Below are 18,960 nucleotides of genomic sequence, written 5' to 3' on the forward strand. Positions count from 1 at the left end.
ATGAACCTCGGCCGCGTCCTCGCCCTGATCCTGCTCGCTGGCGTCAGCCTCTGCGCGGCCGCGTTGCCGCTGACCGATGAAGAAAGCGCCGGCAAGCGCCTGTACCGCGAAGGTTTGTCCGCCAGCGGCGAACCGATCATGGCGCGGGTCGGCGCGGCGGATGTGTTGCTGCCGGCCACCAGCCTGCCGTGCGCCAACTGCCACGGCGCCGACGGTCTCGGTCGGCCCGAAGGCGGGGTGCGTCCGCCGGAACTCAACTGGTCGCGGCTGACCAGCGTCCACGGTCAGCAACAAATCAATGGCCGCCATTACCCGGCTTACACCGAGAGCAGTCTGGCGCAGGTGATCCAGCAGGGCCGCGACCCCGGCAACAATCGCCTCGACCCGAGCATGCCGCGCTTTCTGCTGTCGATGAAGGATCAGCGCAACCTCACCGCCTACCTCAAACGCCTGGCCGATGATCGCGATCCGGGGCTTGATGACCAGACCTTGCACCTGGGCACCTTGCTGCCCAGCCAGGGGCCGCTGGCCGAGGAGGGCACAACCATCGCGGCGGTGCTCAACGGCAGCGTGGCGCGGATCAATCAGGCCGGCGGCATTCACGGCCGGCAGTTGCGCCTGACCGTGGCCGATCCCGGCCCGGATCGCGCGAGTGCTGAACGGGCCCTGCAACGGCTGATCGAGGAGGAGAAAATTTTCGCCCTGATCGCACCGCTGGCCCCGGCACTGGACAGCGAACTGGCGCCGCGCCTGGAACAGTCCGGCGTGCCGTTGATCGGGGCCATGTCGCTGCTCGGTCCGGTGCAGGCCAGCCCGCAGATTTTCGAACCGCTGCCGGGATTGCGCGAGCAGCTGATCGCGCTGGCCGACTACGCCACCGCCAGCCTGCGAGTGCTGCAAGGGCCGACGCTGATTGCCTATCCCGATGATCCGGCGCAAGTGCTGGCGGCACAGACCCTCGGTCGTTATCTGCAGGAACACGGCTGGCAAAAAGTCCATCTGCAGGCTTACGACCCGGCGGCGGACAGCTTGCCGCTGGGCTCACGCTCGGTGTTTTACCTGGGCAGCGGTGGTGGTTTCAGTCGGCTGGCGACCGGATTGCAGAATGCCGGGCAGGTGCCTTATCTGTTTGCCGCATCGAGCCAGGTGGCGGGGGATCTGCTGCAAGTGCCGGAGGGATTTTCCCGGCGAGTGTTTCTGGCGTATCCGTTCGTGCCCAGCGACTGGACCCAGGCCGGGCGCATGGCGCTGACGCTGTTGCGCGAACATCAGGGCCTCGGCGCCCAGCACGCGGTGCTGCAAGTCGGCGCTTACGCCTCGATGCTGTTGTTCAGCGAAGGCATGAAGCAAGCCGGCCGCGACGCCAGCCGCGAAAAACTGGTGGCGGCGCTCGAAGGCCTGCACGACTTCGACACCGGCCTGACCCCGCGCCTGAGCTTCGGCCCCGGCCGACGATCGGGCCTGAGCGGGGCGCACGTGGTCACCGTTGACTTGCCCGACCAGCGTTTTTACCTGGTCGCTCCCTACAAACCGATTATTGCCACGCCCTGACCGGAGGCCCTGATCATGAAGCTCAAAACCCTGTGTTTGCTGCTGACAGGCTGGTTGTCGGTGGCGCTGGCGAACGATGAACCGGTGGCCGCCCGGGTCAACGGCGAGGCGATTTCCGGGTTTCGCCTGGAACGCTATTTCGCCGAGTACCTGGAAGATCAAGGCCGCGCGGTGGCGAGCATCCGCAACCCGAAGGCCTATAAACAACTGCGGCAGGCCGCGCTGGATGCGTTGATCGACAAGGAACTGCTCTGGCAGGAATCGCGCAAGCGCGGGGTCAGGATCGATGAGCAAACGGTGCGCGATCAGGTCGAGCAGACCCGTACCGCGATCGGTGGCACCGATAAATTCCTCCAGCGTTTGCAAGACGCCGGTTTCGACGAGACCTCGTTCACCGAGTACACCCACCGCGAACTGGCGGCGCAGCGGATGTTCGCCGAGCTGACCCGGGTCCAGGCCCCGGACGAGCAAACGGTGCGGGCTTTCTTTGAAGAACACCGCGCTGAAATGGGCGCGCCGGAGCAGGTGCAGGCCCGGCACATTCTGATCAAGGTTGCCGGCGATGCCGACGCCGCCACGGTTGAAGCGGCGCGGCTACGCTTGATGCAAATGCGGGCGGCTATCGCTGAGGGGCAAACCTTTGCTAGCGTCGCCCAATCGGGATCGGAAGATGTCACCGCCCGCCAGGGCGGGGACCTGGGGTATTTCGCCCGTGGGCAAATGGTGCCGGCCTTCGAAACGGCGGCGTTTGCCCTCAAGCCTGGCGAAGTCAGCGAGGCGGTGCGTACACCGTTCGGCTGGCATTTGATCTTTGTCGAGAACCACAAGGAGGCGGCCGATGTCCCAGAGGAGCAAGGGCTGGAAACAGTCAGGGCGTACCTCGCCCGACAGCAACAGACCCAGGCTCGTCGTCAGGTGCTCGCGCAGTTGCGGGCAGAGAACAGGATCGAACGAATTGACGACGACTGAAGGTTCCCCCCCAAAAGTGGGGAATGGCTTCGATGCCCATTCAGGTGCTTCCCCGTTTCTGGGGAACGGGGTACCGGGACGAGCGGGCATTTCCATTCAATTCAAGGACATGAAGACAAAAAATTACCGGCACTCAGCCTGGCATGAAGTGTGCGTTACCTCTTGTGAGGCGCACTCCAGCAGGTTCGGGTCATTGAATTTCAATTGCCGGCACTTGAGGTTTCAGGGAGTCCACCTTGGTTAACAAAGTACTGGTTGTCGAAGACGAACAGCTGCTTGCACAGAACCTTCAGGATTATCTGTCGGCGCAAGGGCTGGAAGTCCGGATTGCACATGACGGCGCAGAGGGAATCGGCCTGGCCGAGACTTTCGCCCCCGACGTGCTGGTGTTCGATTACCGCTTGCCCGATATGGAAGGGTTCGAGGTGCTCGACGCGGTCCGCCAGAACAGGACGTGTCATTTCGTGCTGATAACGGGTCACCCGACCGCTGAAGTCTGTGAGCGGGCGCGGCAACTGGGGGTCAGTCACATCCTGTTCAAACCGTTTCCACTGGCGGAACTGGCCCGAGCTGTCTGTGACCTTCTGGGGATCCAGCGCGAAGAGAAACCCGGTGCGAGCCCATCCGAAGGCTTCGTCGAACGACGCCAGAGCAGGACCGAGAGCTTCCCGTTGCAGTTGTACGATGGCAGTTGGGTGCTGGCGGACCGCCGACGAAACCGGTCGGAGGCCATGGCACCGGACGACGATCAAATGCTCACCGGGGAGTAATGGCGCGATAGACGTTCCGGCACTCGCCGAACCCGCCTCCCGCGCCGTCAGGGCCTCAAGCCCCGGGTGTTGGAGAGCAAGCCATGGATCGTCTGTCCGTTGTCGTCGAACCGCTGTCGGTCACTCCTCCACAGGAGGCACAGACCCCGCCCCGCTTTTCCAGTGAGCAACTGGCCCAGGCCCGGGCACGGGCCAGCACTTCCGGGGAACGGGTGCTCGATGCGCTGGCCGTGCTCTGTGAGCTGGCGCCGATGCCGTTCATTGCCAGCCTTGGCGCCACCCTGCATTACCCGGTGCTCGACACCGACACGCTGTTTCTGGCGACCCCGGTGTTCGACCGGGTCACCCTCGCGCAATGCCTCAAACGTGAATTCATCCTGCTGCGCCACAACGACGAAGTCATCGGCGTCTTCGCCGACCCCTTCGACACGTCGCGCCTGGCCTGGATCGACGAATGCCTGCACGGCGCGCCGCTGTACCTGGTGCACGCCGACGACCTCAAGGCCTATCTGGCCCGCCACGAAGAAAGCTTCCACGCCGTCGAATCGCTCAACGCCCAGGCCGATGCCGGCAGCGAGACCGACACCCTGCAAAGCCTGTCGCTGACCAGCATCAGCGAAGACTCGAGCGTGGTGGTGAAACTGGTCAACTCGACCCTGTACGACGCGCTGAAAATGCACGCCAGCGACATCCACCTCGGCACCACCGGCCATGGCCTGGTGATCAAGTACCGGATCGACGGCGTGCTGAACAACATCGGCAAGATCCAGGGCAGCGAGTTCGCCGAGCAGGTGATCTCGCGGGTCAAGGTCATGGCCGAACTGGACATCGGCGAAAAACGCGTGCCCCAGGACGGTCGCTTCAAGATCGGCATCAGCGGCCGGCAGATCGACTTCCGGGTGTCGATCATGCCGAGCATCTTCGGCGAAGACGCGGTGCTGCGGGTGCTGGACAAACAGGACCTGGCCGACAAGGTCTGCGGCGTACAACTTCAGGCGCTGGGCTTTGAAGACGAAACCCTACGTCAATTGCGCCGTCTGGCTGCCGAACCCTACGGCATGGTGCTGGTGACCGGCCCCACCGGCAGCGGCAAGACCACCACGCTGTACGCGATGATCACCGAGATCAACCACGGTGTGGACAAGATCATCACCATCGAAGACCCGGTGGAATATCAGCTGCCGGGGGTGTTGCAAATTCCGGTCAACGAGAAGAAGGGCCTGACCTTCGCCCGTGGCCTGCGCTCGATCCTGCGTCACGACCCGGACAAGATCATGGTCGGCGAGATCCGCGACCCGGACACCGCGCAGATCGCCGTGCAATCGGCACTCACCGGGCACCTGGTGTTCACCACCATTCACGCCAACAACGTGTTCGACGTGATCGGTCGTTTTACCCAGATGGAAATCGACCCCTACAGTCTGGTGTCGGCGCTCAACGCGATTCTCGCCCAGCGCCTGATCCGGCTGGTGTGCAGCAGTTGCAGCACACCGGTCAACCCGAGCGATGAAGAGCTGCGTGCCTCGGGCCTCGATCCACAGCAAGTCGATCACTACCACTTCGTCCACGGCAAAGGCTGCGGCCACTGCCGCGGCAGCGGCTATCGCGGTCGGACGGCGATTGCCGAGCTGCTGCATCTGGACGACGAACTGCGGCAGATGATCGTCGAGCGCCAACCCATCACCCAGATCAAAGCCCTGGCCTGCGCCCGTGGTTTGCGCCTGTTGCGCGAATCGGCGCTGGAGCTGGTGGAGCACGGTCGGACCACGCTGGAGGAGATCAATCGTGTCACTTTTATCGCGTGATCAGTTTATCGCCGTGCTCGGCGCCAGCGGTGTCGGCCTCGGCCAGCGCCGGGGCAGCCACACCCTGTGGCTGGGCAGCGTCGGCTACATCGACGAAGGCTTCCAGAGCTACGCGGTGGCGCTGGACACCCTCGACCGTCTGCTCGGCGAACACACCCGCGCCGGTGCCGAGCTGAGCGTGGTGATCTCCGGCCATTTCAGCCGCTTTTGCCTGGTGCCCTGGAGCGAACAGATCAGCAGCCCTGAAGAACTGCGCGGCTTCGCCCGGTTGTGCTTCGAAGACCTGTTCGGCGCACCGACCCAACCGTGGAGTCTGGTGTTGTCCGCCGAGCCGGCCGGTTACGACCGTGTCGCCAGTGCGCTGCCGCAAGACTTGCTCGAACGCCTGCGCACATTGGTCAAAGGTCGCGGCCTGCGTCTGCGTTCGGTGCAGCCGTACCTGATGACGGCGTTCAACCGCTTCGACAAAAGCCTGGACGCCGGTGACTTCCTGTTCGTGGTCGCCGAACCGCAACGCAGCGTCTTGCTGCTGGCGCGGGAGGGTCGTTGGGCGTCGGTGCGCTCGGTGGGCGGCAGCGACAGCGACGCGGCACTCAGCGCGCTGATCGGTCGCGAACGGCAATTGCAAGCTTCCACCAGCGAGCGCGCCTTCAACGTTTACCTGCACGCCCCGGCACGCCTCGATGCGCAACCGGATGTGGCGGGGGTGCACCTGCGCACCCTCGAAGACGAATCGATGACTGTGCGTGACGCCTTGTACGTCATGTCCCGGGCGGTGGCCTGACATGCGCGCCTTGAACCTTGACTTCCAGCCTCGTCCGCGTTCCGGCCCGTTGGGCTGGAGCCTGTTCGGAGTCGGTGTGTTGCTCGCGCTGGCGTGCTTCGGCGTGCAGCAGCACTTCGACGATCAGGCCGAACAACAGCAAGGTCACTTGCAGCACACCCAGCGCCAGCTCACCGGCGACAGCGGCGCCAAGACCACGCTGAGCCCGGCAGAAACCCGCGAGCAGGCGCAGAACCTCGCCGAAATGCGCAAGGTCTCGCAGCAACTGCGCCGCCCCTGGGAGCGCCTGTTCGCCATGCTCGAAGCCATGCCGCGCGACGACATCGCCTTGCTGACCCTGACCCCGGATGCGCGCAAGGGCCAGGTGCGGATCAGCGCCGAGGCGCGGGATCTGCAAGCGATGCTGGATTTCCACAAACGCCTGGAGGCCAGTGACGAGCTGTCCGACGTGTCGCTGCTGAGCCACGAAATCGTCGTCAAATCGCCGGAGCAACCGGTGCAATTCAACCTGTCGGCGACCTGGGAGATGGGCGATGCGAATCCCTAGACTGATCGTTCACGAGTACCTGCAAGGTCTCGGTGTTCCAGGCCTGGCCGGACTGGCGCTGCTGCTGGTCACGGTTGCCTGGGCACTCGGCGGTTTGCTGCCGGGCTGGCAATCGCTGCAACAGCTCAGCCAGCAAACCCAAGAGGCCAGCGAATACCTGGCCAGAGTCGAGGACGGCAGCATCGCGCCGCCCGTGGTGCCGCAACGTCAGCTCGACGATTTTCGCAACAAGCTGCCGGCCCAGCCGCAAGCCACAGTCGCCATCGACCGCATCTACGCCCTTGCCGCTCAGGAACACATCACCCTGGCGCGCGGTGAATACGCCCTCGGCGTCGATCCCAAGACGCATCTGGCGCGCTACCAGATCCTGTTGCCGGTGCGCGGCAGCTACCCGCAACTGCGCCGCTTCCTGCATGCCTTGCTCGGCCAGTTGCCGGCGGTGGTGGTGGAGGACGTCGAGTTTCAGCGCAAGAAAATCGCCGACACCGACCTCAGCGGCCGGATCCGTATGACCCTCTATCTGTCGAGGTCGTGATGGACAGCAAACGCATAACCGGCTGGGTGGCATTCTTCGGCGTGGCGGCGGCGCTGGCCTGGTTGCCGGAATATTTCTCGCCGAGCGACGAGGCGGATTCGACCGAGGTTGCCGTGGCCAGCCCGGCGAAAACCACTGCCCGTGGCGCCTTGCCCGCCAGCAGCGCCAAGGCGGATGCGGCGCCGATCAAGGACCTGAGCCCGGCCGGCGATCTGTTTGCGAGCAAATCCTGGAAGGCCGCGCCGACTTTGGCGACGGTCACCGAACAAGCGATCAACCCGACCCCGGTGGTGCAAGCCCCGAGCCTGCCACCGGTGCCGTTCCAGTTCGTCGGCAGGCTGCATGACCGCAGCGACCTGCAGGTGTTTTTGCAGGACGGCGAGAAAATCTACGTCGTGCGCAGCGGGGATGTGATCGACGACACCTGGAAGATTGCGGCGATTTCCGATCTGGAGCTGAGCCTGGTCTACCTGCCTTTGCATTTGTCGCAGACCTTGTCTGTGGGGAGTACGCAATGAACAGATCCCGTTTGCTGATGAGCCTGGGCCTGTGTGCCGGGCTGGCCGCGTGCAGTTCCGCGCAGGTCGCCAACAAGGAAGCCGCCGACCTGATCGATCAGGGGCAGTACGAGGCGGGCCTGGCCCGGATCGAGGAAGGCTTGCGGGAAAATCCGCGCGACACCGAGCTGCACCTGCTGCTCAACAGCGGCCGGGCCAAGGCAATCACTGCGCTGTTGACCTCCGGCGACACCGACCGCGCCCGCCGCGATTTCGCTTCGGCGCGTACCGCCTACAACCGCGTGCTGACCATCGAGCCCAACAACCGCCGCGCCCAGGACGCACTGCGCCAGCTCGAATACTTGCGCAGCATGGACGAAAAGATCGAACTGGCCCGTGGCGACCTGCGCCGGGGTGACATTTACGGCGCCGACCGCCAGGTGAAACAGGTACTCGAACTCGACCCGACCAACGAAGGCGCGCTGGAGCTGCAGGGCAATATTCGTCTGGTGCAGAGCCGCAACGTGGTCCAGTACCCGCAACTGCGCACCCGGCTCGACCGCCCCGTAACCCTGGAATTTCGCGACGCCAACCTCAAGACCATTTTCGAAGTGCTGTCGCAGGTCGCCGGCCTGAACTTCATCTTCGACAAGGACCTGCGTCCGGACATGAAAGCCACGATCTTCGTGCGTGACGTGCGCATCGAAGACGCCGTGCAACTGCTGCTGCAACAGAACCAGTTGCACCAGAAAGTGGTGAACGAAAACACCTTGCTGATCTTTCCGGACTCGCCGCAGAAGCTGAAGGACTATCAAGAGCTGGTGATGCGCACCTTCTACCTGACCAGCATCGACGCCAACACCGCGCTGAACATGATCAAAACCATGCTCAAGACCCGCGACGTGTTCGTCGACGAACGCCTCAACACCCTGACCATGCGTGACACCGAAGACGCGGTGCGCATGGCCGAGAAACTCCTGCAGTCGCAAGACCAGTCCAACCCCGAAGTGGTGCTGGAAGTGGAAGTGATGGAAGTCGCCACCCAGCGCATTCTCGACCTCGGCCTGCAATGGCCGAACACCTTCGGGGTGGTCAACAGCGACGGTTCGGCGGTGACCATTCTCGATCAACTGAAGGGCATTAACTCCAGCCGGATTTCGATCTCGCCGTCGCCGCAAGCCAAGATCAACGCCCAGGACAACGACATCAACACCCTGGCCAGCCCGGTGATCCGCGTCAGCAACCGCGAACAGGCGCGCATCCACATCGGTCAGCGCGTGCCGATCATCAGCGCCACCTCGGTGCCTTCGACTCAAGGCCCGGTGATCACCGAAAGCGTGACCTACCTCGACGTCGGCCTGAAGCTCGAAGTGCAGCCGACCGTGCACCTGAACAACGAAGTGGCGATCAAGATCGCCCTGGAAGTGAGTAACGCCACACCGCTGGAACCGACCCGCCAGGGGACGATTCCGGTGCAGGTCGATACCCGCAACGCCCAGACCTCGCTGCGCCTGCATGACGGCGAAACCCAGATCCTCGCCGGCCTGATGCGCAACGACCACGGCGCCACCGGCAACAAGATTCCGGGCCTCGGCGACATTCCCGGTCTGGGCCGGCTGTTCGGCAGCAACAAGGACACGATCGGCAAATCGGAACTGGTGCTCTCGATCACCCCACGGATCGTGCGCAACCTGCCGTACCAGAGCCCGTCGGACATGGAATTCCCGACCGGTACCGAAACCAGCATGCACATTCAGGCGCCGGACCGTTCGCAGAACTACACCATGCCAGCGCCTGCCGCGCAGCCTCGTGCAGTCGGTGAAGCGGCCGTGGCAACCACTCACGTGACCGTCGAGAAGCCTTGATCATGAACGCCTCCCAACGCGGTTTTACCTTGATCGAAGTCGTGGTGACGCTGGCCCTGATCGGCCTGCTGGCCGGCATGGCCGCGCCGCTGACCGAGACCCTGGTACGGCGTGGCAAGGAGCAGGAACTGCGCACCGCGCTGTATCAGATTCGCGATGGCATCGACGCCTACAAGCGTGCCTTCGATGCCGGCTACATCGAGAAATCCCTGAACAGCAGCGGCTATCCGCCGAACCTGAAAGTGCTGGTCGAAGGCGTGCGCGACGTGCGCAGCGCCAAGGGGGCGAAGTTCTATTTTCTGCGCCGGATACCGCGGGATCCGCTGGTGCCGGCCAAACGTGACGACAACGGCGGTTGGGGCCTGCGGGCCTACAACAGTTCGGCCCAGAACCCGCGCGATGGCGAAGACGTGTTCGACGTCTACTCCCATGCCCGGGGCAAGGGTCTCAACGGCATCGCGTACCGCGAGTGGTGACTCTCATGCGCCGGGAAAAGGGGTTTACCTTGCTCGAGCTGATGGTGGTGATGGCGATCATCGCGACCCTGATGACCATCGCCTTGCCGCGCTACTTCAACAGCCTTGAGGCCTCGAAAGAGACCACGTTGCACCAGAGCCTGTCGGCCATGCGCGAGGCGCTGGATCACTACTACGGTGACACCGGGCGCTATCCCGACTCCATCGAGCAACTGGTGGAGATGCGTTACCTGCGCAACGCGCCGCTGGACCCGATCACCGAACGCAATGACCAATGGGTGCTGATCGCTCCACCGGACGGCGTGGCGGGCGGCGTTGCCGACATCAAGAGCGGAGCTACCGGGAGGGCGCGCGATGGCAGCCAGTATTCCGAGTGGTAAGCACGCGGAGCAGGGTGGGTTCACCTACCTGGGCGTGCTGTTCCTGATCGTGATCATGGGCATGGGCCTGGCCAGTGCCGGCGAGTTGTGGTCGACCGTGTCGCGCCGCGATCGCGAGAAGCAACTGCTGTGGGTCGGCACCCAATACGCCCAGGCGCTGCGCAGCTACTACCGCAGTTCGCCGGGGCTGGCGCAGTACCCGAAAGAACTGGTGGACCTGCTCGATGACGAGCGTTTTCCCGAGGCGCGTCACCATATCCGCCAACTCTATCCAGACCCGATCGGTGGCGGCGAATGGGCACTGCAACGCGGCTTCGACGGGCGCATCACCGGCATCAACAGTGCCTCCACCGAGGTGCCGTTGAAGCAGGCGGACTTCCCGGCGCAGTGGTCGGATTTCGAGGGCATGCAGCGTTATTCGGACTGGCAGTTCGTGGCCGAGAAAGCCTTTCTCGATGGCGCCGGCTCCGGCAGCGGGGGGCCGGCCAAAGGCCAGTCGGCCCTGCCGCAGGCGTTGCAGCCATGAACGCAAAAGGGTGGTGCGCGTTGATCCTCTCGCTAGCGGCGGCCTGCGCCATCGCCAGCGAGGAAGACGAAATGATGGGCTTCATCGTCGACGACACGATCTCGCACATCGGCCACGACTTTTACTACTCGTTCAGCGAACGCCTGCGCGACACCAGCCGCATGGATTTCAACCTGGTGGTGCGCGAGCGCCCCGACGCGCGCTGGGGCAGCCTTGTGACCGTCGAATATCAACAACGCCTGGTGTATCGGCGCTTCCTGCCGCCGAACACCGTGGAACTGAAGGACGAGGCCTACGAGGCCGCCGACTCGGTTCGCCTGGAGGTCGTCCGGCGCAAGCTGGAAGCCCTGTTGCAGGACACCACCGACCTTGAGAAGGACGAACTATGAACACGACAACGTTCTCACGGCGCAGCGGATTCTGGATCTCGGGGTTGTTGATCGGGCTTGCCAGCGCCGCTGCCGTCCAGGCCACCGAACTGGTCTACACGCCGGTCAACCCGTCGTTCGGCGGCAACCCGCTCAACGGCACCTGGCTGCTCAACAACGCCCAGGCACAAAACGACCACGACGATCCGGATCTCAAGAAGCGCTCGACGGTGGCCGGCACCTCGGCACTCGAACGTTTCACCAGTCAATTGCAGTCGCGGTTGCTGGGGCAACTGCTGGACAACATCTCCACCGGCAACACGGGGAGCCTGTCTACCGACGCTTTTATCGTCAACGTCGTTGATGACTCGGGGGCACTCACGATTGAAGTGACCGACCGAGCGAGTGGCGAAGTTTCCGAAATTCAGGTGAACGGCCTCAATCCATGACGGGATGACGGTTCCGGGGAGTGATGGACATGAAAAAAATAATCGCGCTAGGGCTGATGTTGGCAGCATTACAAGGGTGCAGTCTGCGCGAGCCGATGCCGGCCGAGCAGGACACCGAGACCCCGACCCTGACCCCCAGGGCCTCGACTTATTACGACTTGCTGAAAATGCCGCGACCCAAGGGCCGGCTGATGGCGGTGGTGTACGGCTTCCGTGACCAGACCGGGCAGTACAAACCGACGCCGGCGAGTTCGTTTTCCACCAGCGTCACCCAGGGCGCGGCGTCGATGCTGATGGACGCGATGCAGGCCAGTGGCTGGTTTGTGGTGCTTGAGCGGGAAGGGCTGCAGAACCTGCTGACGGAACGCAAGATCATTCGGGCGTCGCAGAAGAAGCCGAATACGCCGGTGAATATTCAGGGTGAGCTGCCACCGTTGCAGGCGGCGAACATGATGCTCGAGGGCGGGATCATCGCTTACGACACCAACGTGCGCAGCGGTGGGGAAGGCGCGCGGTATCTGGGGATTGATCTGACCCGGGAGTATCGGGTGGATCAGGTGACTGTGAATTTGCGCGCGGTGGATGTGCGCAGCGGGCAGGTGTTGGCGAATGTGATGACCAGCAAGACGATTTATTCGGTGGCACGCAGTGCCGGGGTGTTCAAGTTTATCGAGTTCAAAAAGTTGCTTGAGGCTGAGGCGGGGTACACGACCAATGAGCCGGCTCAGCTTTGTGTGTTGTCGGCGATCGAGGCGGCGGTGGGGCATTTGCTGGCGCAGGGGATTGAGCGGCGGTTGTGGCAGGTTGCCGGGGATGCTTCTACGCCTTCGCAGGATGATGTTTTGAATCGGTACCTGACTCAGAACAAGATTGATCCGGATGCCGAGTGAACGTGGCGGCCTTTGGGCCGACCAGGTTCCTTTGGGGGGGTGTGAATATCCGTTTCTTTGGGTGCGGCCGCTGACGGTTCCGCCCTTACGGCGGGTCACTTTGGCAAACGCCCCAAAGTAACCAAAGGTCTGGGCCCCGGCGTTCGGCCCCTCGCTGGGGCTCGGGGTTCCTTCGCTCCGGGATTCATCCGGGGGCATCGCCTACGGTTTGCTTCGCTGCACCTCCTCTCGATGCATGCGGCTGCGCCGCACGGTCGCTGCGCTCCCTCCCCCGGATGAATCCCTCCACTCAGCCTTCCGAAGGGGCCAGCACGTCAAAAGCTTTACTCGAGCTAACGCTCATTGCGTTGAGTGGTGAGAAGCGAAAAGCGAAAAGCGGATTGCTTTTGCTTTGATCGTTCCCACGCTCCGCGTGGGAATGCAGCCCGGGACGCTCCGCGTCCCATTCTCGAATGTTTAAAAGTTGTGTCTGTTTCAGCGATCCTTCCCACAAGGTTTTCAGGTTGTCCGTCGGAAGCGCGGGCTCTAGCCTGTTTCGGTCGCTGCCAATTCAGCGGCCGGGCCTGGAAACCCGGGAATGTGAGAAGGCGAAAACGCTGTTCATAACGTATGCTTGCGCACCTTCATTGTGTGCACGCTGTTATGGCGGCTGTGCGCGGGAGACATTTATGTCTGCCGGGTCGCGTTCTCCCCCGGATTTCCAGCCCGCGTACAGCTGCCACCCATTCTTCCTGGAAGTCGATTGGGCCGGCTGCAATCATCAATGAGGACGAAATGACCATGAAAAAACCAACGCCAAACCCACCCGAAACCCAATCCAACCTCGAAACCGACCCAACCTCCCCATACACCTCCACCAACTCCAGAAAACTCCACGAAGCCGCCGAACGCGCCCTCGATCATTACCTCTGCCCCGGCGCCCACATCATGGGCAGCGTCAACGAACCCGCCCCGATGTACCTCGCCAACCCGGCCTACAACACCGAATCCCTGCTCGCCAACGCCAGCGAATCCCTGGGCTCGGCCAGCGAAATGCTCAACAACTTCGCCGCCACCCTCGACCCCGCCCACCGAAAAACCGCCCTGGGCATCGCGCAGATCCTCATGCTGGGTGAACTGGCCGTAAATCAAGCCTTGGATCACGTCGAACTGAAGGGCTGATCCAGCACATGCCCAATAAAAAAACGCGGCCCAGCAATGGGTCGCGTTTTTCACATTCAAACTGGAGTCACCATGGATCCCCTGATCTCCACAATCGTTTCAGACTTCGAAAACGAAGAGCAGGCCGCCAGCTACGACCGCTGGTTGCGTGCCAAAGTACAGGCTTCAATCGATGACCCAAGACCCAGCATTCCGAATGAGCAGGTGATGGCTGAAATGTCGGCCCTGATGGAGGAAAAACGAAGAAAGCATGAGACGGAATGAGGCTTCTCGCAGCGGCAGTACGAAAAACCGCGCTCCCTGACAGACGCGCGGTTTTTGTTTGGGGCAGAGTTAACAACGGATTAGAAAAAACGAGTTCGCGGATACTCCTGACGAGTGTGCAGTACGTTCACGATTTCAATTCGATCGGTTACCCGATAGATGATCAGATAACTCGAATGTACAACAGCTTCTCGAGTGCCGGGGATCCGACCGGTTCGATAGAGGCGAGGATGTTCCAGAAGGTTGGATGCAGCTTTTCCAATCGCCCTAACGAGCTCTCTGGCTGCTCTCGGATGTCTTTCTGTTATGAAGTCGATAATTAGCATTAGCTTGGCCCGTGCTTCGGGCCTCCACTCAATCGACCTCGAAACCATTGTCTTTTGCCTTGAGCAAGGCATGTATCTCAGCCATCACCTGGTCATGCGAAATATTCGGACGCGGATCATCGAGAGAGGCCTGTACTTCGGCCCGAAACCAACGGTCATAACTCGCAGCCTGCTCCTCGGGACCAAGATCCGAAACAACCGGGCACAGTGGGTCGATCAAAGACGGGTCGATCATGGAACCTCCGGGTTTGGTGCCTGGAAGTCTATTCGGTAACGGTATCGCTGTCGTCGCTGTCTGGATGAATTGCATGTTGGCCAAGCTCCATGAGGATCAAGTTGTCCCGGCAAATCCTAGAGCCTGCACTTCCGACGGCCAACCGCCAGAATTCGTCAGAAAAGTCCCCGATTTTCTGAAAACGGTATGTTTTCCGTAGGACGCCACTCAAGCGTCAGCGCAAAAAAAAACCGCGACCCTCAACAGGTCGCGGTTTTCCAACACCCAACCCTTACTGCTGCAACACTGTCGCCTGGTTAGCCGACCCGAACTGTTGAATATTCGCGGTCTGCGTCATCCCGCTCTGATCCACATTGGCAATGTTCCCGGTCCCGCCCTGGGTCACGTACGCCACGTTCATGGTGTCAGCCTGTTTCACGGTGATCATGTTGTCGCTGCCGTACAGCTGCGCGGTGTAGGCCTGGTTGCCGGTGCCGGATTGATCGAATTCGGTGCTGTTGCCCGAGCCGTTCGACGAGCCCTGAACCAGGTTGGTGGTGCCGCGCTGGTCGGCGATGAGGATGTTGTCGCTGCCGTTCTGATCGAAGTACAGCTCGTTGTAGGAATCAGCCTGGCTGACCGTGGTTTTGTTGCCGGTCCCGGTCTGGTTGGTGGTCATGATGTGGCCGACGCCGTCCTGGGTGAAGCTGGCGATGTTGCCGTTGCCGGCCTGATTGACCGTCGCACGCTGGTTGCTGCCGAACTGGCCGCCGTGTTGCGGGCCTTTCCAGTTGCTGGCGTAGACCTTGTTGTCGTTGCCCACCGAGGTGGCGTTGAGGGTGTGGCTGTCGCCGTTCTGGTAGGTGTAATGCACGTTGCCGTTGCCGACTTGATAGAGCGCCAGCGTCGAGTTGACCGACTCGAACTGGTCGGCGTAGATGGCGTTGGTGTTGCCGACCTGGGTGACGGCGGCGGTGTTGTTTTCGCCATAGCTCTGGTCGACCACGGTTTCGTTGCTGTCGCCATACTGGTTGACGGTGGCCTGGCTGGCCAGTTGCGAGTCTTGCCAGATTTCGCTGCCGTTGAGGTTGCCGAACTGGTTGATGGTGATGTTGCCGCCGGTGCCGTTGCGCTGGTCGCCATAGGCGTAGTTGGTTTCACCGGCCTGGTTGATGCCGATCTGGCCGCCGTTGTGCAGTACTTGTTCGGCGGTGCCGTAGTTGGCGGTGCCGTATTGGGTAATCACCGAGCTGTTGCCGGTGCCTTCGTACAGTTGCTCGATGTTGGCTTCGTTGCTGTCGCCGAACTGGAAGGTCTTGCCTTCGCTGCCGTTCTGCGAGTCCTGGTAGACGAACGAGAAGTTGCCGGTGCCTTGCTGTTGTTGCAGGGCCTGGTTGCCGGCGCCGAAACCGAGGGACTGGCTGGCGTGGGCGGTGTTGAAGGCGCCGGTCTGTTGTTGGGTGATGGTGCTGTTGTCTTCATACAGCTGTTCGGCGTAACCGGCGTTGTAATCGCCGACGGCGTCCTGAGTGATGACGCTGGTGGCGGTGTCTTGCACGGCGGCGGCGTTGTTGCCCTGACCCAGTTGGGTCTGGGTCGCGGTGCTGAACGGGGCCTGGGTCTGCTTCACATCAGCGATGTTGGCGGTGCCGAGCTGGATCTGGGTGGAAATGCTGTCGTCGGCCATGGCCTGGGCACTGATCATGACCAGGATGGCGGCGGTGAGGGGCGTCAGTTTGAACATGATGAACTCTCCGATGATTGCAGTGCTTAGCGATATTGCTTGACCGAAACGCTCATGCCGTTGCCCGACTGGGTCACGGCGCTTTGCAGCCCCGTGCCCGCCTGCTCGATGCTGGCGTCGTTGTTGTTGCCGTTTTGCGAAATCTGCGCACGGTTGTGGCTGCCGGTTTGCGTGATGGACGCGGCGTTGCCGGAGCCGTTTTGGGTGATCAAGGCCATCAGGTCGCTGCCTTGTTGCAGGATGTACGCCTCCTGATTGCTGCCCGACTGCACGATTCTGCCCAGCAGCGACTGACCGTTCTGCGAGAGCAGGGCAAGGTTGACCTGGCCGTTCTGGTCGATCAGGGCTTGCTGGCCCACGGGGGGCGGCAGTTCGCCGAGATCGGCGCTGTTGGGCGCCAGGTCATCGTTTTCCATCAGGTCGTCGGCGCGCACGCCCGCACTGACGCACAGGGCGAGCAGGCAAAGCAGGGCGGCGGTCGGCGTGTTCATGGCGTTGTCCTGTGTTTTCCTGAATCCGAAATCCGGGCTGAGCTGGCCCCACCCACTGCGCATTGAACGGTGTGGGGTGGGTGGGGCACGGGCTCAGAGCGTGGTCACCGATACGGTGCGAACGGTGCCCTGGGACGAACGGATAGTGGCGGTCGGGTTGGCCGACGGCACGACCAGCGTGTTGTTCAGCGTCAGCCGCCAGCGTCCGGTCACCGGTACCGTGGTTGTACCCAGCGTCACCAATCCGCTCGGGGTGGTGACCTGCACGGTGATGGTGTTGCCGGTGGTCACCGATGAGGTGCCCGCGAAGTCCCAGTTGAAGCGTCCGCCGGAGCGGGCCTGCACGGTCGAGGTGGTGATCGTGAAGGTTTCCGCCGCTGGCCGTGGCGACACTTGCACCGTGACGGTCGCCGGCGTCGACTGGGCGCCGAAGCTGTCCCGGGCGATGTAGGTGAAGGTCGTGGTGAAGGCCGTGGTCACGGTGGCCGGTGGGGTGTAGGTGATCACCGTACCGTCGGTGCTGACCGTGCCGCGTCCTGCCGGCGGTTGGGTCAGGCTGGCGACGCCCAGCGGTGTGTTGCCTTCCGGATCGGTGTCGTTGGCCAGGACGTTGATCGGGATTGCGACACCCAGCGTGGCAACGCTGTCGGCGACGGCGGTCGGTGGCCGGTTGGGCGCGACGGAGATCGTCACGGTCGCCGGGTTGGCCGAGGCCAGGCCTTTGCTGTCCTGGGCCTTGTAGGTGAAGGTGGTGGTCAGCGGAGTGTTGACCACGGCTGGCGGGGTGTAGACCACCGAGGTGGTGCCGCTCAGCGCGACGGTGCCCTGGCCTGCGGCCGGTTGCGTCAGCGCGGTAATGGTCAGCGGCACGTTGTTGTCCGGGTCGCTGTCGTTGGTCAACAGGCTGAGGGTGATCGGCACGCCGAAGCTGGTGCTGCCAGTGTCTGCAACGGCCAGCGGTGCCTGGTTCTCGCCGGTGTCCGGTGCGGTACCGACCACCACCACTGGCTCGGTGTCGCTGCCACCGGCGGCGGACTTGACCGTGACGGTGGCCGGAGGCTGGGTCAGGTCGGCCACGGTGATTTTTTGCAAAGTCCCGGATTTCGAAAGGCGTCCGTAACCTTGCGCGACCATGTCCGGCACCGCGACTTCATCGGTCGAGGTGGCTTCGATCAACAGGCTGTGGTTGGCCCAGCTGTAGCGGGCGGTCTGGATTTTCACCACGTCGGTGAGCTTGGCCGAAACGGCGGTCGGACGGGTCGTGCCGGCCGGGTTGGTCGCGGTCACGACCACCACCGACGGCAGGGTACCGGTGCCCAGACGCTGGCCGAAGAACAGCCCGTTGTTGTCGCCCAGCAGGCTGGTCTGGCATGGCGTCGGCGGTGGGCCGGGCAGCAACGCCAACGTTTCACGAAAGCACAGGGTCGAGCTGCTGTCGGCCTCGGCGAACACCTCGGCGCGCACACCGGCCGAAGTACGGCGATAAGTGGCGCGGTCGACGGCGACATGGGTCTGCTGCCGGTTGTCGAGGACCTTGCCGGCGACCGTGAACAGGTTGGTCTGAATCGAGCCGGCACCCGACGGACCATCGATCCGCAGGAAGTTGGTGTTGAACGGGCTGCCGGTCACCGCTTCGGTGAGGTTCGGATCGCCGACAAAGGTTTCGATGCCGCCGGTGTCCGGGTTCACTTCGGTGTACGGGCCGTTGATGCTGCGCAGAAATGGGCCGATGGCCCCGTTGAGCGCACCGCTGAAGTTGCCCGGGGCGCCGATACCGACGTCCTTGGTGATGTTGATTGCCCGCCGGCCCGGCGTGGTGACATTGACGGTTTCAACACCGTACGGGTGGGTGATGGTGTAGGTGCCGGCCACCGGGACGTTCACCCGGATGCGGATCCGCGCGAAGCTTTGCTGATCGCCATCGACCGGATTTCCCGAGGCGAACGCCGCTTCGATACCGGCCACGTAGGCATCCACGCCGAAACCGGCGCCGTTGTTCGGGATGTTGGTTTCCGCCAGGAACCAGAAGGCTTCCGGTGGCCAGTTGTCGGGAAACACCATCGGCAGGGTGTCATCGAACACGCCCGGTTCCGGCAGCAGGGTGCACATGTACGCCGGCGGGGTGCTGACCGGCACCCGCGAACTGGCGGCGCGGGACTGGCAGAGCTCCATCGACAGTTGATTGTTGTCCTGGTACCACATCGGGAATTTCCCGGTGGCGAAGGTGTAGGGGCCGGGATCGACGGCGGCCAGTTGCGCGAACGCACTGCCGGTCAGCGAGATTGTCAGCCCGAGCGCGTTGAGCGCGAAACGTGGCCACTTGTTCATGATGCCTCCTGATGCGGATC

Annotated in this window: 22 protein-coding genes; 17 read left to right on the top strand and 5 right to left on the bottom strand. The window is 62.8% G+C overall.

The window, feature by feature from the left end; all coding sequences use genetic code 11:
• From AC1MDC_RS25225 to relB (AC1MDC_RS25305), 17 genes are all read left to right on the top strand, one after another.
• Positions 1-1,551: a cytochrome c/ABC transporter substrate-binding protein gene (locus AC1MDC_RS25225; protein ID WP_480393893.1), complete on the top strand. Its 1,551-nt coding sequence runs from the start codon at positions 1-3 to the stop codon at positions 1,549-1,551.
• A 15-nt stretch (positions 1,552-1,566) separates the two neighbouring features.
• A complete protein-coding gene (locus tag AC1MDC_RS25230; RefSeq protein WP_085698585.1) occupies positions 1,567-2,520 on the top strand; it encodes a peptidylprolyl isomerase in 954 nt (317 codons plus the stop codon).
• 236 nt (positions 2,521-2,756) lie between these two features.
• Positions 2,757-3,290, top strand: coding sequence for a response regulator (locus AC1MDC_RS25235; protein WP_085698586.1), 534 nt, complete (start codon positions 2,757-2,759; stop codon positions 3,288-3,290).
• Positions 3,291-3,373: 83 nt separating this feature from the next.
• Positions 3,374-5,095, top strand: coding sequence for a GspE/PulE family protein (locus AC1MDC_RS25240; RefSeq protein WP_085704843.1), 1,722 nt, complete (start codon positions 3,374-3,376; stop codon positions 5,093-5,095).
• Complete coding sequence (locus AC1MDC_RS25245) at positions 5,076-5,879, top strand: hypothetical protein (RefSeq protein ID WP_480393894.1); 804 nt, start codon at positions 5,076-5,078, stop codon at positions 5,877-5,879. The genes AC1MDC_RS25240 and AC1MDC_RS25245 overlap by 20 nt, the downstream gene beginning before the upstream one ends.
• A gap of 1 nt (position 5,880) precedes the next feature.
• The gene (locus AC1MDC_RS25250) at positions 5,881-6,426 is read left to right on the top strand and encodes a PilN domain-containing protein (RefSeq protein WP_480393895.1); all 546 of its coding nucleotides are present in this window, start codon (positions 5,881-5,883) and stop codon (positions 6,424-6,426) included.
• A complete protein-coding gene (locus tag AC1MDC_RS25255; protein WP_085698590.1) occupies positions 6,413-6,961 on the top strand; it encodes a GspMb/PilO family protein in 549 nt (182 codons plus the stop codon). The genes AC1MDC_RS25250 and AC1MDC_RS25255 overlap by 14 nt, the downstream gene beginning before the upstream one ends.
• On the top strand, positions 6,961-7,479 hold the full coding sequence (locus AC1MDC_RS25260) for a hypothetical protein (RefSeq protein WP_085704849.1): 519 nt from the start codon (positions 6,961-6,963) through the stop codon (positions 7,477-7,479). The genes AC1MDC_RS25255 and AC1MDC_RS25260 overlap by 1 nt, the downstream gene beginning before the upstream one ends.
• Complete coding sequence (locus AC1MDC_RS25265) at positions 7,476-9,323, top strand: secretin N-terminal domain-containing protein (RefSeq protein ID WP_085698592.1); 1,848 nt, start codon at positions 7,476-7,478, stop codon at positions 9,321-9,323. The genes AC1MDC_RS25260 and AC1MDC_RS25265 overlap by 4 nt, the downstream gene beginning before the upstream one ends.
• Positions 9,324-9,325: 2 nt before the next feature.
• A complete protein-coding gene (locus AC1MDC_RS25270) occupies positions 9,326-9,799 on the top strand; it encodes a type II secretion system protein (protein ID WP_007956136.1) in 474 nt (157 codons plus the stop codon).
• 5 nt (positions 9,800-9,804) lie between these two features.
• Positions 9,805-10,179, top strand: a complete 375-nt coding sequence (locus tag AC1MDC_RS25275) for a type II secretion system protein (protein WP_011333435.1) — start codon at positions 9,805-9,807, stop codon at positions 10,177-10,179.
• On the top strand, positions 10,154-10,705 hold the full coding sequence (locus tag AC1MDC_RS25280) for a type II secretion system protein (RefSeq protein WP_085698594.1): 552 nt from the start codon (positions 10,154-10,156) through the stop codon (positions 10,703-10,705). Before AC1MDC_RS25275 ends, AC1MDC_RS25280 begins: the two co-directional genes overlap by 26 nt.
• A complete protein-coding gene (csgE, locus tag AC1MDC_RS25285; protein ID WP_085698595.1) occupies positions 10,702-11,094 on the top strand; it encodes a curli production assembly/transport protein CsgE in 393 nt (130 codons plus the stop codon). Before AC1MDC_RS25280 ends, csgE begins: the two co-directional genes overlap by 4 nt.
• Positions 11,091-11,522 (top strand): curli assembly protein CsgF, encoded by a 432-nt coding sequence (locus AC1MDC_RS25290; RefSeq protein WP_007956141.1) that lies wholly within the window; start codon positions 11,091-11,093, stop codon positions 11,520-11,522. The genes csgE and AC1MDC_RS25290 overlap by 4 nt, the downstream gene beginning before the upstream one ends.
• A gap of 29 nt (positions 11,523-11,551) precedes the next feature.
• Entirely contained in the window at positions 11,552-12,412 is an 861-nt protein-coding gene (locus tag AC1MDC_RS25295) for a CsgG/HfaB family protein (RefSeq protein WP_227235128.1), read from the top strand.
• A gap of 780 nt (positions 12,413-13,192) precedes the next feature.
• Entirely contained in the window at positions 13,193-13,573 is a 381-nt protein-coding gene (locus AC1MDC_RS25300) for a DUF6124 family protein (protein ID WP_480393896.1), read from the top strand.
• Positions 13,574-13,645: 72 nt separating this feature from the next.
• A complete protein-coding gene (relB, locus tag AC1MDC_RS25305) occupies positions 13,646-13,837 on the top strand; it encodes a type II toxin-antitoxin system RelB family antitoxin (RefSeq protein ID WP_480393897.1) in 192 nt (63 codons plus the stop codon).
• An 80-nt stretch (positions 13,838-13,917) separates the two neighbouring features.
• Here the strand turns inward: relB (AC1MDC_RS25305) and AC1MDC_RS25310 are convergent, their stop codons facing one another.
• From AC1MDC_RS25310 to AC1MDC_RS25330, 5 genes are all read right to left on the bottom strand, one after another.
• Complete coding sequence (locus AC1MDC_RS25310) at positions 13,918-14,235, bottom strand: type II toxin-antitoxin system RelE/ParE family toxin (RefSeq protein ID WP_480393898.1); 318 nt, start codon at positions 14,233-14,235, stop codon at positions 13,918-13,920.
• Positions 14,192-14,398 carry a type II toxin-antitoxin system RelB family antitoxin gene (relB, locus tag AC1MDC_RS25315; RefSeq protein WP_085712084.1) on the bottom strand — a complete coding sequence of 69 codons (207 nt, stop codon included), beginning with the start codon at positions 14,396-14,398 and terminating at the stop codon, positions 14,192-14,194. Before relB (AC1MDC_RS25315) ends, AC1MDC_RS25310 begins: the two co-directional genes overlap by 44 nt.
• A 271-nt stretch (positions 14,399-14,669) precedes the next feature.
• On the bottom strand, positions 14,670-16,121 hold the full coding sequence (locus AC1MDC_RS25320) for a curlin (RefSeq protein ID WP_480393899.1): 1,452 nt from the start codon (positions 16,119-16,121) through the stop codon (positions 14,670-14,672).
• Positions 16,122-16,147: 26 nt separating this feature from the next.
• Positions 16,148-16,612 carry a curlin gene (locus tag AC1MDC_RS25325; protein ID WP_064595177.1) on the bottom strand — a complete coding sequence of 155 codons (465 nt, stop codon included), beginning with the start codon at positions 16,610-16,612 and terminating at the stop codon, positions 16,148-16,150.
• Positions 16,613-16,705: 93 nt separating this feature from the next.
• On the bottom strand, positions 16,706-18,940 hold the full coding sequence (locus AC1MDC_RS25330) for an Ig-like domain-containing protein (RefSeq protein WP_227235135.1): 2,235 nt from the start codon (positions 18,938-18,940) through the stop codon (positions 16,706-16,708).
• Positions 18,941-18,960 lie beyond the last annotated feature (20 nt).

The sequence above is a fragment of the Pseudomonas sp. 1 genome (genome assembly GCF_056626735.1).

Bases quoted from the DNA above. Each gene is read 5' to 3' on its own strand.
- AC1MDC_RS25320 (WP_480393899.1), bottom strand. From the start codon at position 16,121: ATGTTCAAACTGACGCCCCTCACCGCCGCCATCCTGGTCATGATCAGT.
- AC1MDC_RS25270 (WP_007956136.1), top strand. From the start codon at position 9,326: ATGAACGCCTCCCAACGCGGTTTTACCTTGATCGAAGTCGTGGTGACG.
- relB (WP_480393897.1), top strand. From the start codon at position 13,646: ATGGATCCCCTGATCTCCACAATCGTTTCAGACTTCGAAAACGAAGAG.
- AC1MDC_RS25275 (WP_011333435.1), top strand. From the start codon at position 9,805: ATGCGCCGGGAAAAGGGGTTTACCTTGCTCGAGCTGATGGTGGTGATG.
- AC1MDC_RS25290 (WP_007956141.1), top strand. From the start codon at position 11,091: ATGAACACGACAACGTTCTCACGGCGCAGCGGATTCTGGATCTCGGGG.
- AC1MDC_RS25230 (WP_085698585.1), top strand. From the start codon at position 1,567: ATGAAGCTCAAAACCCTGTGTTTGCTGCTGACAGGCTGGTTGTCGGTG.
- AC1MDC_RS25280 (WP_085698594.1), top strand. From the start codon at position 10,154: ATGGCAGCCAGTATTCCGAGTGGTAAGCACGCGGAGCAGGGTGGGTTC.
- AC1MDC_RS25260 (WP_085704849.1), top strand. From the start codon at position 6,961: ATGGACAGCAAACGCATAACCGGCTGGGTGGCATTCTTCGGCGTGGCG.
- AC1MDC_RS25325 (WP_064595177.1), bottom strand. From the start codon at position 16,612: ATGAACACGCCGACCGCCGCCCTGCTTTGCCTGCTCGCCCTGTGCGTC.
- relB (WP_085712084.1), bottom strand. From the start codon at position 14,398: ATGATCGACCCGTCTTTGATCGACCCACTGTGCCCGGTTGTTTCGGAT.
- csgE (WP_085698595.1), top strand. From the start codon at position 10,702: ATGAACGCAAAAGGGTGGTGCGCGTTGATCCTCTCGCTAGCGGCGGCC.
- AC1MDC_RS25300 (WP_480393896.1), top strand. From the start codon at position 13,193: ATGAAAAAACCAACGCCAAACCCACCCGAAACCCAATCCAACCTCGAA.
- AC1MDC_RS25225 (WP_480393893.1), top strand. From the start codon at position 1: ATGAACCTCGGCCGCGTCCTCGCCCTGATCCTGCTCGCTGGCGTCAGC.
- AC1MDC_RS25330 (WP_227235135.1), bottom strand. From the start codon at position 18,940: ATGAACAAGTGGCCACGTTTCGCGCTCAACGCGCTCGGGCTGACAATC.
- AC1MDC_RS25265 (WP_085698592.1), top strand. From the start codon at position 7,476: ATGAACAGATCCCGTTTGCTGATGAGCCTGGGCCTGTGTGCCGGGCTG.
- AC1MDC_RS25255 (WP_085698590.1), top strand. From the start codon at position 6,413: ATGCGAATCCCTAGACTGATCGTTCACGAGTACCTGCAAGGTCTCGGT.
- AC1MDC_RS25295 (WP_227235128.1), top strand. From the start codon at position 11,552: ATGAAAAAAATAATCGCGCTAGGGCTGATGTTGGCAGCATTACAAGGG.
- AC1MDC_RS25240 (WP_085704843.1), top strand. From the start codon at position 3,374: ATGGATCGTCTGTCCGTTGTCGTCGAACCGCTGTCGGTCACTCCTCCA.
- AC1MDC_RS25310 (WP_480393898.1), bottom strand. From the start codon at position 14,235: ATGCCTTGCTCAAGGCAAAAGACAATGGTTTCGAGGTCGATTGAGTGG.
- AC1MDC_RS25250 (WP_480393895.1), top strand. From the start codon at position 5,881: ATGCGCGCCTTGAACCTTGACTTCCAGCCTCGTCCGCGTTCCGGCCCG.